An 11,315-nucleotide genomic window follows, 5' to 3' on the forward strand; every position below is an offset into this window, starting at 1 on the left:
ATTTTTGTTTTATAATACAAAATAATCCCTCATTTATAAATAAGTTTAATTAATATTATATTTTACCTTCAACAGCAATATATTTTTTTTGTCTTAAATATGCTACTGTGATTCCTTTATCTTTCGCACGATTTTTTAATTCTATATCATTTGTAGCTAAAACTTCTGAAACTCTAAGTAACGCATCATCCACAGTTTCATTTTCGAGTAATGAAATATCCTTTATTTCAATTTTTGAAGAATTAGCTAATTTTAAGGCCAGATTTGCATTTAACCTTGTTTTTCCTTTATTATTTCTTTTCAAACCCTTCAATTCATTGATAACAAAGCTCGGAGTAGTTAATTTATAAGAAGGTAATATTTTTTCAAGTTCAGTGATTATATCAACATTGAACTGAAAAGGAACCATAAAAAAATTGGTATAAATTACAAATTATTTATTTTTCATTATTTGCCCTATATTTTATATTACCTTAACATATCAATCTCAAACTAGCACCGACTCTACGACTTAAAGCAACTCTATCACCCGGACTAGCGCAGACCGGCAATTTAAGAGCAACATCAACATCATTTTTCTTGGTTGAAGTGACAACACCAATAGTTGTTGTGGTGCCGCAATTAATCATTAAAGCTTCTTTAATTTTAATCGGAGCAACGTCACGTTCTTCTTTGGTACCTACTACACGATCAAGCAAATTAGCTTCCATAGTGAAACTGTTTAGCACATCAGGCAAAGTACCTTCCTCACCAGCAACTGTACCAGATAATGAATCTGATTTAGTTAATGATGGATCTAATCTAGTTGCAATACCAACAAGTCCTCCGGGACCTATTTCTTCAACTTGTTTACCATTAGCTTCAAGACCAATAATTTCAGATTTGAGGGTGATTCTTTCACCGTTATTGGTAGGGCCAGGCCTAATTTCAATAGTATCACCAAGTTTAAATTTTCCTTGGACTAAAGTTCCACCAATAACTCCTCCTTTGATTTTATCGGCACCTGAACCAGGCTTGTTAATATCAAATGATCTTGCTACATGCATTAATGTAGAATCTTCAGTATTTCTTTCTGGAGGTTGAATTTGTTTAAGCATAGCTTCAATTAATATATCCACATTAGCACCTTGTTGAGCTGATACTGGAATAATCAAAGCATCTTCTGCACAAGTACCTTTAACAAATTCTTTAATTTCATTATAACTTTCAATAGCTCTTTCTTTTGAAACAATATCTATTTTGTTTTGAACTACAATAACATCTTTAACACCAATTACGTCAAGTGCCATGAGATGTTCTTTAGTTTGTGGTTGTGGACAAGACTCATTAGCAGCAATAACTAAAACTGCACCATCCATAATTGCAGCACCAGATAACATAGTAGCCATAAGGGTTTCGTGACCCGGAGCATCAACAAATGATACTTTTCTAATCAATTCAGTTTCACTGCCACAGATTTCACATTTTTCAGAAGTAGTGTAACATTCAGGTTCTCCACATTCAGGACATTTCCTAAACTCAATATCAGCATAACCTAAACGGATTGAGATACCTCTTTTTGTTTCTTCACTGTGAGTATCAGTCCAAATTCCTGATAATGCTTTAGTAAGAGTAGTCTTACCATGGTCTACATGACCCACTAAACCTATGTTAACATCTGACTGTACGTTCACAGATAACCACCTTTTTTATTATTTTATTCGACTTAAAAGTAAATAAGAAAAATAGTAAAACTATTCTTCCTCTTCTTCATCAGCACCAATAATTTCAGCTATTGATTTGCTTCCAGCTTTAGTAACTACAGTGTTGATTTGTACAATATCTTCTGCGATAGTGTTTCCTCTAACAGTTTTCCTTTTTTTAACACCATCATCTTTAGGATGATAACCAATACCACCAGTTAATAAACTTTTTATTCTTCTAGTACCTGAAACATCTTTTTTCATGGTAAATCCATTTTTGTCACTTCCACCAGTGATTTTTAAAGTGTAACCATCTAAACCAACAATTCCACCATCGAATTCCTCACCGATGACTAAACCATTAAAAGCTTTAGTTTCATCTACTTCAATTTGATGACTTTCAGCACCTTGAGACACTACTACTTTGAATGCCATGGTATTTCCTCCTTAATTTTTTATAAACCCAATTTATTATTCAAAAAGACCAAATTTACCCCAATCTGGATCTTGTTTACGTTTAATTTCAACAAATTCATATAAAGTTTCAAATTCATCTTCAGTTAATTTATCTTTAAATTCCCTTTCAATGAATTTATAATGTTTTTCAGGGATATCAACATATAATTCATCCCCTTCATCAAAATGTTTTCCAACAATAGCATCTTTAATAGCCATTGCCACCCTTTGACCTCTAGAAATGTCAGGCAATGTTTCCCCTTTATCTTCCATACTAGCTATTACACCAACATATTCGCCATTTTTATTAATTAAAGTCTGACCTTGTTTAATTGTACCACTAATTGATTCAATTCCAACAATTGCCGGTTTGCTTTGACGGAAAACTAATTTAGGTAAAGACATGAATTTAGCAGGTTTAATAATAGCATCATAAAACGCTTTCTTCTTAGCCCTTTCAATTTCATCAATCCAATATTCATAGTCTTCAATAATTTGATAAATTACATCACCTTTAAAGAGTTTAACATCAGAATTGTTTAAATCCTCAACAGAATTAGGATGAACATTAACATTAAATGCAATAATCGCACCATGTGCATCATTCTCATTCAATGCAATAGATGAATTGATAATGTCTCTACGATTAACATCACCAATGTCTGCTTCACGAATTGGAATATTTAATTCTCTTAATAGCTTAACAATAGCTTCAAGAGAACCTAATGTGTCAGCTTTAACCAGAATTCCTTCATCTTCAGTACTAATTGTAATATCTTCAATTTCTTTTAATATTTCTTCTTCCACATTCTCATTATCACTTAATACTCTAAGCGGAGAACCGGAAACGACATCATCTAAATTAGGAGCGGCAATTTTAATACCTGCTGCCGCAACAACCTCATCAAATTTTTGGAATTTCTTTTTAGAATCTCTCATTTCTTCTAGCGGAAGTGGTCTTAAAATAGATCTGATTTTAGTAGTTAAAACCTCATTTGAAGAAGTCATTAAAGCTATTTCATCATTAGTTCGTAAAACACCATCATATATAATACTATCAATAGTAAGACCTAATCCTACTTCTTCTTTAATCTCTAAAACAGTACCTTTTGCAGGAGCATCCTCATTAATTTCAAGCTGCTCGGTTAAATATTCTTGAGCTAATCCCAAAAGCATAGCTAAAACTTCAATAATTCCTTCACCGGATCTAGCACTAATAGGAATAATACTGATTTGTGAAGCAAAATTACTGACTCTGTCAAATCTTTCAGATTGGAAGCCTTCCTTGTGAAGAGTACCTACAATTTCATAAACTTTAGTATCCAACTCTTGTTTAACACTTTGAGCTTGTTGATTGAAAGTTTCTTTGAAGGAAGCTCCTTCATGTACTTCCCATCCAAATAACATGTCGATTTTATTAGCTACAACAATGAAAGGAGTTTTATACATTTTAAGAATATTCAATGCTTCGAATGTTTGTGGTTTGAATCCATCATTAATATCAACTATCAAAACTGCTAGGTCTGCTAATGCTCCACCACGTTTTCTTAAACTAGTAAATGCCGCATGGCCAGGAGTATCAATAAAGAATAATCCTGGGATTAAATCTTTAATAGTTAATCTTGATATAAAATCTCCACAGATTTCTTCAATAGTATCATTAGGAATTTCTGTAGCACCAATATGTTGAGTAATACCTCCCGCTTCTTTATCGGCAATGGTACTGCCTCTAATATAATCTAACAATGTAGTTTTTCCATGGTCTACATGACCTAAAACTGATACAATCGGGGATCTGATTTTCATAATATCTTTCTTAATAATAAATTTTTAAAATCTTAAATTTATTCATAAATTAAATCATTGTCGACGATTTCATAATCGCAAATTTCATCTTCATCAAAGAAAAGAGCAATTTCTCTTTCAGCAGATTCAGGAGCATCTGAAGCATGAATAATGTTTCTGCCTGTATCCATACCAAAGTCTCCTCTGATAGTTCCAAGATCTGCTTCTAAAGGATTAGTTGCACCAACTATTTTTCTAATAGTAGTTATAGCTTCTTCACCTTGAATTACCATTGCTAAACATGGAGATGAAGTAATATATTCAACTAAACTTGGGAAAAATGGTTTTTCAGCATGTTCTCCATAATGAGTTTTTGCTAAATCTTCATCGATTTGAATTAATTTAACAGCTACGATTTGAAGACCTTTATCTTCAAAACGGGATAATATTTTACCCATAAGACGTCTTTGGACAGCGTCCGGTTTCATCATTACAAAACTTTTTTGAATCATTCTTTAACCCATTTAACTTTTCTTGGAACTCTTCCGAGTTTAATCATATTTTTTTCACATTTACTGCTACAAAAGAAATAAATTGAACCGTCTCTTTTTACGTACATTTTTCCTGTACCTTCTTCAATTTCTTTTTTACAGAATGAACAAGTTCTCATGTTCTTACACCTTCTTATGGAGTCTTAATTTCTTTAGCTTCTCTGATTGTATCAAGCAACATTAAAATGTCACCTTCTCTAACAGGACCCATAATGTTTCTTGTTAAAATTCTTCCTTTATCTCTACCATCGAGGATTCTGCATTTAATTTGCATTACCTCACCAGTCATACCAGTTCTTTTTAAAACTTCAATGACTTCAGCAGGAGTTCCTTCTTCCATTTAAATCACCGTAATTATATCAAAAGAATATATCTATTCTTTTAATTCAGTAACTTTTTCTACGATTTCACTAACAGCAGCTTCAGCGTCACCAGCGTCTACAATACATGCAGATGCAGTACCAACAGTTAATCCAGCAGCTCCACCAACTTGTTCTTTGGTAGGTAAGTATACGTAAGGAATTTCTTTTTCATCAGCTAATACAGGAATGTGTGCAACGATTTCAGCAGGATCAACGTCTTCTGCGATAACAACTAATGCTGCGTCTCCTCTTTCGATGAATTTGGTTACTTCGTTAGTACCTTTTGCTACTTTACCGGTAGCTTGTGCGGTTTCTAATGCTTCTTCAGCTTGTTTAGCTAATTCTTCAGGTGTGTCAAATTTTACATAAATGTTTGCCATAAAATATACCTCCTTTTTCATCTGGCTATGCCATCCATCGGCAGATATTATAATTCTTTTGAATCATAATATGATGTAATTATATATAGTTATATTATTTTTTAACTATAGAAATTACTCAAATTATTCAATAAATGAATAATTTAATATAGTTTTTAATAATACTAATTCTTGAACAATTCATATATCACTAAATATAATCCCGTAATAAAAAAAACAAGAGGGATTAGACTTTCAATACAAATACTTCTGAATTTCATATAATTTTTAGCAAAACTAAAAATAAAAATTTAGTAATTAATGAAATAATTCTAGAGAACTAGACAATAATAAATTGGTTTGCATACTATATAAATGTTTGTAAAAATAGGTTAAAATAAGTAATTAAGAACTAGAAAAAATAAAAAATAATTAAAAAGTGTAAAAGAGATAGTAATTTGATTACTATCTATGACAACTAACAAATCTATTTGATTGCTAATTTAACATCTTCAGCTTTTACAGTTTTTCTACCAGCGTGACGAGCAAATCCTACAGCTTTAGCTGCGATTTCATTTCCGTAATCTTCGATTGCTTCGGTTAAAGCAACTTTTGCGTCATCACTTACTCTTTGTGCACCAGCATTTTTTAATATTCTTCCTACAGGAGCAATTGGTAATTCACTCATAAATATACACCTCATTTTTTTGATAATAATAGTTTTAATTTGCTTATATATAAATATATTGGTAGAATTCTTTTAATTTTGTAAAATTTCAATAGTTTAAACTAAACTATTATAACATGAAAAGTGACATCAATATCTTTGAAAATGTTTTTCATAGATTACTTCAATAATGAAAAGTAACAAGTACATTTATAAAATTGAAAAATAAAAAGCAAAATAACAAATTAAAAAAATAAAAAAAAGTTTATGAAAAGTAAAGTTTATTTATTCATAAGAATTTTTCTTAACGTATCGATATCTGCATCAACTTCAGTAGGTTTTGTACATGCTTCAATTGCAGTATTTGGATCTTTAAGCAAATGTCCTGTAACAACACAAGTTATGGTTTCTCCTTTATCAACAACACCTTCATCAACAAGTTTTTTAAGACCTGCGATTGAGGCTGCTGAAGCCGGTTCGACACCAATTCCTTCAGTTCTAGCCAGTAATTTCTGAGCATCTAAAATTTCTTCATCACTTACAGTTTCAGAATAGCCGTTGGAGTCATAAATTGCGTTTAATGCCTTAATATCACTTACTGGAGCTCCAATACGTATAGCAGTTGCAATTGTTTCTGGATTTTCAACAGGCACGACTTTTTTATCTCCTTTTCTAAATGCATTTGTAACAGGACATGCGCCTTCAGCCTGAATACCAGTCATCATTGGAAGGTCTTTAATAAATCCTGCATCATAAAATTCCTTTACACCCTTCCAAATTGCAGAGATATTTCCGGCATTTCCAACAGGCAGGACAATTCTGTCCGGAGCCTGCCAACCTAAATCACGAACAATTTCATATCCAATAGTTTTTTGACCTTCTAATCTATACGGATTGATTGAATTTAATAAATAAAGATGTTTTTCTAATGCAAGAGCGGTCATTGCTTCAAGAGCTTCATCAAAGTTTCCATTAATGGACATTACTTCAGCACCATGGAACATTGCCTGAGCCAATTTACCCAAAGCAACTTTTCCAGACGGTAAAAATACAATGCAACGTAGTCCTGCACGGGCAGCATATGCAGAAAGTGATGCGGAAGTATTACCTGTTGAAGCACAACCCACAGTACTTACACCCAATTCCATTGCTTTAGTCATACCAACAGTCATTCCCCTGTCTTTGAAACTTCCAGTAGGGTTTGAACCTTCTACTTTAACATATAGATTTACACCAAGTTCCTCACCTAATTTATCGCATCTGCAGAATGGAGTTCCACCCTCATCAAGAGAAACAATTTTGGATTCATCTACAGGAATACATTCTTTAAATTTCCATAAATTATCTTTTCTTCCATCAAAAGTATCTTTAGAAACATCAATTTCATTAACGAGTTCAAGTACAGATCCACACTTTTGACAAGTATAAATCACTTCATCATCGTCATATTCTTCGCCACATGAAACACATCTTATCATAAAAAATCACATATATATTTTTTAAACTATTATTATATAAAATTTAACTCAAAAAGGAAAGCAAAAATTTGCCCAGAGGCAAAGTAATGTAGGCTTCGATTATGCCTGCTATTATCATTAAGATTGAGGATATTGCCAGTAATATCAGTGCTTGCAATAATTTATCAAAATTCAAATCATATGAATAAATAAACCTATCTAAAAACTTTCTTTCCTTTTCTTTTATAAAAGTTTTAATCAGTTTAAAAGCAAAATTAAATAAAACAAATCCTGAAGCGCATGCTAGAATGCATGAAGAGAATTCGAAAATTCCATGTGGAACTACAAAAACTATTACTTCTAACAAGCTATTTGAAATAGCAGCATAATAACCTACGAAAAATCCATTAAATCCTAAAATTAAAGCTGAAAAGCAGAAGAATAAACCAAAAACAAACATTTGAAGAACAATCATTATGTTATTGAAAAAAATGTCATCAAATGTTAATTGGATTACTCCCGTTTCGACCTTATTTGTAATATCTTCAACAACAGGATTAAGATAAGCGTGCAGGTTAGGCTCAAATACATATCCCAATATCATTGATAGGAAAAGAATTAAAATAGAAGCAATTATGGCTAATTTATTTTCAGTGAATGCTCTTTTTACTTCATTCTTGATTTTATGAAACATTATATCAAAGTTTTAGCAATTTCACGAGCTTCAATTTGTTTGTCTTTCAAATCATTCATGAATTCTTCCATTAACTCAGCGGTTCTTGCTTTGCAGTCTCCACAGCGCAATGTTCCATTCAAACAATCCTGACGTATTTTTTCAAGCTCTTTATCATCATCAATGAAATGATACAATAACATTTCATAAATGACACATTTGTCAACTTCTCCGCCTAATTCCTGCTGCTCTTTTAGACTTTCTCTTCCACCAGTCTTTGCAGATTTTACTTTTTTAACTGCATCCCCAGTATCATCATTAAGATAGATTGCGGTATTCGGTTTAGAACTGCTCATTTTATCGCCAGTCAAACCTGTCAAAAATCTGTGATAAGTTGAAGCCGGAGACAAGAATCCTAACTCTTCATTTAATTTATGAGCAATATCCCTTGTTAACCTAATATGCGGGTCTTGGTCTATCCCAACCGGAACTACAACCTTCTTCGGACCTCCAAACTCTTCGATTTGAGGAAGTAGAATGTCAGCAACCTGAACTAATGGCGCCTGAACATGAGCTATATTAGTAGATGGAGTGAATCCATATATTGCTTTAAGTTGACTAAAATTAGTTTTACTTGATGCCTTAAATGCCAAATCCTGCAATAGTTTGTTTTGAGATTGAAGGTAAACATTAACATTGTCCTTTTCTAAGTCAAGACCCAATGCAATCCAATTGGTCAAGTATTCATCAACTGCAATTTCACGACCTTTTTCAAAACTCATTCCACGAGCGGCATATGATTCCAAATCAGCAATCGGAAGTGATAACATTGCTCCCTTTTCCTGATACCATTTCAGTTGGTCAACAACCATTTTATGACCAATATGCATCTGACCACTTGGCATCATACCGGTTACTACAGCAAATTCCTTATTTTGATTAATTAAATTATTTATTTCATCAAATTCTCTATGTCCAAAAATTACTCCTCTTTTCATTAATTTTTGAGGATTTTTAATATCATCTAAAATTTCAGAAATTTTTCCAATACCAAACTGATTGACTAATTTATCGTAATCTAGGCTGAATGATGCCCATGGATCTATTAACTCTGCCATACTTTCACCAATGAATTTATTAAATTGAACTTATGATTAAAATTATTAAGTTAAGTAATGAATACTATAGAAAATATTGTTGCTTTCTTTAATTAAAATTATGGTCTAGTCCATTCAACATTATAATATGTAATGTCAAAATCTTCATCAACTATTGCCAGGAGAAGTTTCTTATTTACACCATGGGAAACTCTAACATAACTTGCAAAGTCCAAAGCATTAATATTATAATTTTCAAAAATAATTTTAACTAAATAATCGGAATGACCCTGACCCGGACCTCTTCCACGGTCATATAATCTAAATTCCGAACCATATTTAAATCCTGTTTTAATAACAAAACCACGGTCTTTTAAATCACGATAGACAACATATTTTCCGTACAATTCCTGTTCTTTTAAAAGATCAATCAAATAACCTATCGTACATTCGATTTCATCTTCATATATGTCCAGACGGCCTTTCTCCAATAAATAACATGCCTCAATTAAAGAAAGATTTAAAGTATCAGCTTCAATTTTACCAAATTTACTTTTTTCATGTAAAGCTATCGGTCTTTTACTTCCTTCCTCAATTTTAATAGAAACAATTTCATTAGATAAATTTCCACGCATTAAAACACCGCAAAAAGAAATAAATTATAGTTAATGCTAATATGTTTTAAATAAATATTATATAAATTTTTGTAAAAAAAGAAAATTAAATACTAATAAAAATATTATTAGCAATTTCTGAAGAGATGGTTAATTCATTATCATTGATAACAACAAAATAATCATCACTGTCAAAGGCTTTGTTATATTCAAGTTTAATATCATCACCAATTGAAATTCCCAAATTTGAAATATCATCCAAAAGTTCCAAATCACCACGTATAAATGAAATAGTGCCTTCAGTAGGAGAATTTAATTCAGAAATGCATAATAAATTAGATTCCCTATAAACGATTTGATCAAAATCTTCTAATGAATAACATTGCTGACAACTATCAAAATCAAAATTACAAGCTGGAATTACTTTGTTGTCAGGACATAAATCCGGATTATTTAACATATTGCATAAAGACCTTTCAGCCTCATCTGACAAAGTATGTTCCATCTCACAAGCCTGAGAGTGAATATTCTCTTCTTTGATTTTCAAAACATCGGCTAAAAACTTTTCTAATATTCTATGTTTTCTTGTAATTTTTTGAGCTATTTTCATACCATCATCAGTTAAAGTAGCTCCCTTATATGGAGTATAACCAATATAACCAAGTTTTTCTAATTTTTTAAGCATTTGAGTAACACTGCCCGGAGCAATATTAAGTTCTTTTGAAAGTTGAGTAGTAGAAACTTGTTCCTTATTACTTCCATTACGATATAGAACTTCCAAGTATTCCTCAATATTTTCACTAATTTTATTCTCAGCCATATGATTCACCTCAGATTAGCGTTAATTAAATATTTATAATTAAGAGTATAAAAAAGTTTTGGTAAACCTAAATTTACGTAAGGAATTTTAAAAAAGAGATAATAAAAAATATATTTTCAAAATATTTAAACTTTATCTAAAAAATAAAAAGGAAAGTAAATAATTAGAATGGCAAACTAGCATAATATGCATGATGAGTATAAGAACTAGTATACCAATTATTTACTACACCTAATGAATTTCTGGAACTTGTTGGATCTGCAACAACCCAAACATTATCTATCAGCACTTGAGTCCATACGTGACCATAAGTACTTCCACTGCTGAATTTACATGTTCCATGCTCATATCTTGTAGCAAGACCTGCTGTTCTAAACATTGCGGCAAGCAAATGCGCTTGATCAACACAATTTCCAGCCTTGGCACTTAAAGTACCTGTTGCTCCATATTTAGTGTCATAGTAGAAACTATATGAAATAGAGTCTCTTACATAATTATATATTGCAGTGGCCTTAGCTTTAGCAGTAGTCAATCCACTAGTCAATGAGTTAACAAGTGTCTTAATTGCAGAATTACCCACCTGACAATTGGTTGTAGATTTAAGATATGCTGACACATCACTAAGAGTGTTTTTCACATTCATTCCACCAGCAGAAACTGATGCGGATGAAGATGATGAAGATCCATATTTTACAGTCACATAATTCGGCATGTACTTATCGTTGTTTTTGTAAAATGTCAAAATACGTGAAGCAGCATCCACCAATTCAGAGTAGATAATATTACCTACAG

The 11,315-nt window shown here is 31.7% G+C and carries 15 protein-coding genes; all 15 read right to left on the minus strand.

The window, feature by feature from the left end; all coding sequences use genetic code 11:
- Nucleotides 1-55: 55 nt before the first annotated feature.
- Nucleotides 56-427, minus strand: coding sequence for a PIN domain-containing protein (locus tag Q4Q55_RS07975; RefSeq protein WP_303372310.1), 372 nt, complete (start codon nucleotides 425-427; stop codon nucleotides 56-58).
- Between the two features lie 46 nt (nucleotides 428-473).
- The gene (locus tag Q4Q55_RS07980) at nucleotides 474-1,673 is read right to left on the minus strand and encodes a translation initiation factor IF-2 subunit gamma (protein ID WP_303372299.1); all 1,200 of its coding nucleotides are present in this window, start codon (nucleotides 1,671-1,673) and stop codon (nucleotides 474-476) included.
- A 60-nt stretch (nucleotides 1,674-1,733) separates the two neighbouring features.
- Nucleotides 1,734-2,117: a 30S ribosomal protein S6e gene (locus Q4Q55_RS07985; protein WP_303372300.1), complete on the minus strand. Its 384-nt coding sequence runs from the start codon at nucleotides 2,115-2,117 to the stop codon at nucleotides 1,734-1,736.
- 36 nt (nucleotides 2,118-2,153) lie between these two features.
- The gene (gene infB, locus Q4Q55_RS07990; protein WP_303372301.1) at nucleotides 2,154-3,944 is read right to left on the minus strand and encodes a translation initiation factor IF-2; all 1,791 of its coding nucleotides are present in this window, start codon (nucleotides 3,942-3,944) and stop codon (nucleotides 2,154-2,156) included.
- 38 nt (nucleotides 3,945-3,982) lie between these two features.
- Nucleotides 3,983-4,435, minus strand: a complete 453-nt coding sequence (gene ndk / locus Q4Q55_RS07995) for a nucleoside-diphosphate kinase (RefSeq protein WP_303372302.1) — start codon at nucleotides 4,433-4,435, stop codon at nucleotides 3,983-3,985.
- Nucleotides 4,432-4,593: a 50S ribosomal protein L24e gene (locus tag Q4Q55_RS08000; protein WP_292819890.1), complete on the minus strand. Its 162-nt coding sequence runs from the start codon at nucleotides 4,591-4,593 to the stop codon at nucleotides 4,432-4,434. The genes ndk and Q4Q55_RS08000 overlap by 4 nt, the downstream gene beginning before the upstream one ends.
- Nucleotides 4,594-4,607: 14 nt before the next feature.
- Complete coding sequence (locus Q4Q55_RS08005) at nucleotides 4,608-4,814, minus strand: 30S ribosomal protein S28e (RefSeq protein ID WP_116669816.1); 207 nt, start codon at nucleotides 4,812-4,814, stop codon at nucleotides 4,608-4,610.
- Nucleotides 4,815-4,847: 33 nt separating this feature from the next.
- The gene (gene rpl7ae, locus Q4Q55_RS08010) at nucleotides 4,848-5,216 is read right to left on the minus strand and encodes a 50S ribosomal protein L7Ae (RefSeq protein ID WP_303372303.1); all 369 of its coding nucleotides are present in this window, start codon (nucleotides 5,214-5,216) and stop codon (nucleotides 4,848-4,850) included.
- A gap of 466 nt (nucleotides 5,217-5,682) precedes the next feature.
- Nucleotides 5,683-5,883, minus strand: coding sequence for a histone family protein (locus Q4Q55_RS08015; protein WP_067042909.1), 201 nt, complete (start codon nucleotides 5,881-5,883; stop codon nucleotides 5,683-5,685).
- Between the two features lie 260 nt (nucleotides 5,884-6,143).
- Entirely contained in the window at nucleotides 6,144-7,340 is a 1,197-nt protein-coding gene (gene thrC, locus Q4Q55_RS08020; protein WP_303372304.1) for a threonine synthase, read from the minus strand.
- Nucleotides 7,341-7,383: 43 nt separating this feature from the next.
- The gene (locus Q4Q55_RS08025; RefSeq protein WP_303372305.1) at nucleotides 7,384-8,013 is read right to left on the minus strand and encodes a stage II sporulation protein M; all 630 of its coding nucleotides are present in this window, start codon (nucleotides 8,011-8,013) and stop codon (nucleotides 7,384-7,386) included.
- The gene (locus Q4Q55_RS08030; protein ID WP_303372306.1) at nucleotides 8,013-9,110 is read right to left on the minus strand and encodes a tryptophan--tRNA ligase; all 1,098 of its coding nucleotides are present in this window, start codon (nucleotides 9,108-9,110) and stop codon (nucleotides 8,013-8,015) included. The genes Q4Q55_RS08025 and Q4Q55_RS08030 overlap by 1 nt, the downstream gene beginning before the upstream one ends.
- A 98-nt stretch (nucleotides 9,111-9,208) precedes the next feature.
- Nucleotides 9,209-9,724 (minus strand): tRNA-intron lyase, encoded by a 516-nt coding sequence (gene endA, locus Q4Q55_RS08035; protein WP_303372307.1) that lies wholly within the window; start codon nucleotides 9,722-9,724, stop codon nucleotides 9,209-9,211.
- 85 nt (nucleotides 9,725-9,809) lie between these two features.
- A complete protein-coding gene (locus tag Q4Q55_RS08040; RefSeq protein ID WP_303372308.1) occupies nucleotides 9,810-10,523 on the minus strand; it encodes a metal-dependent transcriptional regulator in 714 nt (237 codons plus the stop codon).
- A 163-nt stretch (nucleotides 10,524-10,686) separates the two neighbouring features.
- The coding region (locus Q4Q55_RS08045; RefSeq protein ID WP_303372309.1) for a transglutaminase domain-containing protein at nucleotides 10,687-11,315 on the minus strand (629 nt) is incomplete at its 5' end.

It is taken from the genome of Methanobrevibacter sp., assembly GCF_030539555.1.
GTDB lineage: Archaea > Methanobacteriota > Methanobacteria > Methanobacteriales > Methanobacteriaceae > Methanocatella.

Excerpts from the sequence above, each read along its gene's own strand:
- Q4Q55_RS07985 (WP_303372300.1), bottom strand. The coding sequence starts at position 2,117 with ATGGCATTCAAAGTAGTAGTGTCTCAAGGTGCTGAAAGTCATCAAATT.
- infB (WP_303372301.1), bottom strand. The coding sequence starts at position 3,944 with ATGAAAATCAGATCCCCGATTGTATCAGTTTTAGGTCATGTAGACCAT.
- ndk (WP_303372302.1), bottom strand. The coding sequence starts at position 4,435 with ATGATTCAAAAAAGTTTTGTAATGATGAAACCGGACGCTGTCCAAAGA.
- Q4Q55_RS08000 (WP_292819890.1), bottom strand. The coding sequence starts at position 4,593 with ATGAGAACTTGTTCATTCTGTAAAAAAGAAATTGAAGAAGGTACAGGA.
- Q4Q55_RS08005 (WP_116669816.1), bottom strand. The coding sequence starts at position 4,814 with ATGGAAGAAGGAACTCCTGCTGAAGTCATTGAAGTTTTAAAAAGAACT.
- rpl7ae (WP_303372303.1), bottom strand. The coding sequence starts at position 5,216 with ATGGCAAACATTTATGTAAAATTTGACACACCTGAAGAATTAGCTAAA.
- Q4Q55_RS08015 (WP_067042909.1), bottom strand. The coding sequence starts at position 5,883 with ATGAGTGAATTACCAATTGCTCCTGTAGGAAGAATATTAAAAAATGCT.
- thrC (WP_303372304.1), bottom strand. The coding sequence starts at position 7,340 with ATGATAAGATGTGTTTCATGTGGCGAAGAATATGACGATGATGAAGTG.
- Q4Q55_RS08025 (WP_303372305.1), bottom strand. The coding sequence starts at position 8,013 with ATGTTTCATAAAATCAAGAATGAAGTAAAAAGAGCATTCACTGAAAAT.
- Q4Q55_RS08030 (WP_303372306.1), bottom strand. The coding sequence starts at position 9,110 with ATGGCAGAGTTAATAGATCCATGGGCATCATTCAGCCTAGATTACGAT.
- endA (WP_303372307.1), bottom strand. The coding sequence starts at position 9,724 with ATGCGTGGAAATTTATCTAATGAAATTGTTTCTATTAAAATTGAGGAA.
- Q4Q55_RS08040 (WP_303372308.1), bottom strand. The coding sequence starts at position 10,523 with ATGGCTGAGAATAAAATTAGTGAAAATATTGAGGAATACTTGGAAGTT.